A 934-nucleotide genomic window follows, 5' to 3' on the forward strand; every position below is an offset into this window, starting at 1 on the left:
GATTTGGACGCGACCTCGCACAGGCCGCCAAGGCCCTTGCAGTTGATTGCGTCGATCGGCGTCTTGGGCAGGCGCAGCTTGAGCGCCTCTCGAACCTTCGCCGTGTCCGGAGCGGCAGCAGGGGCAGCAAGGCTTGCCACACCCCATCCCGTCGCGGCCGACACGGCGATGATCGCCGCCAGTCCGGCGCTGGTACGCAACCAGCGGCGCCGACGATTGTCCTGCTCGAGGAGAGTATTTTCGATCATTGGGAGTTCCTCACGTAGACGCCGTCGAGGAACACGATCTCGACATCGATGCCGGTCGGCATCTCGACGACGGGTTGGTACTGTTCGGCGCGCTCGATCAGGTATTTGCTGACCGTGTCGGCAGCGTCGGCGGCGCCCTGGCCAAGTCCGCCGCCGAGAATGTCGCCGGCTGAGAGCTTGGAGCGACTGCCGTCGGGGTTGGTCGTGACGCCGGAAAAGACGCTGTTGGCATTGGCCGAGAAGCCGCGCCCGAAGCCGCCGACAATTCCTGCGAGCAGCGCCTGGCTGACGAGGCTGCCTTCGCGGCTTACGACGCGGCCGCGGACCCCGGACTTGCCAGCGAAGCTGATGAAGCCTTTGACCTCGCTCACTGCGACCCTGCCGCCAGGCTGATCGCAGGTCATGCGGGCGAGTTTCACGTAAACCTTCTCGCTGCTGAGGTCGCCGCGCGCCGCGCCGTTCACCACGCAGCCCTGGATCCGGGTGGTCAGAACCCTTCCGTTCTGCATGACCGAACGAGCAGGGCCGGTGATCCGAAGCACCACAGGCAGCGGATCGGTCTGGCTTGCGACGCCTGCCGAGGCATCGACGCCGACGATTACGCGTGCCGGCGCGTAGGAGTTGGGCGGCAGGTAATCGGGCGAATCCTCGACGACGACCGGTGGCGCATCGGGCCGGCCCACACG

At 66.5% G+C, this 934-nt stretch carries 2 protein-coding genes; both read right to left on the reverse strand.

From position 1 onward, the window contains the following. Positions 1–248: disulfide isomerase DsbC N-terminal domain-containing protein (locus tag AX692_RS00215; RefSeq protein ID WP_419470592.1), on the reverse strand; the 248-nt coding region annotated here is incomplete at its 3' end. Beyond that, positions 245–934 (reverse strand): TraB/VirB10 family protein (locus AX692_RS00220; protein ID WP_196491736.1); only part of this gene is annotated, 690 nt, incomplete at its 5' end. The genes AX692_RS00220 and AX692_RS00215, both read right to left, overlap by 4 nt.

Origin of the sequence: Erythrobacter donghaensis (genome assembly GCF_001557325.1) — a bacterium.
Taxonomy (GTDB): domain Bacteria; phylum Pseudomonadota; class Alphaproteobacteria; order Sphingomonadales; family Sphingomonadaceae; genus Erythrobacter; species Erythrobacter donghaensis_B.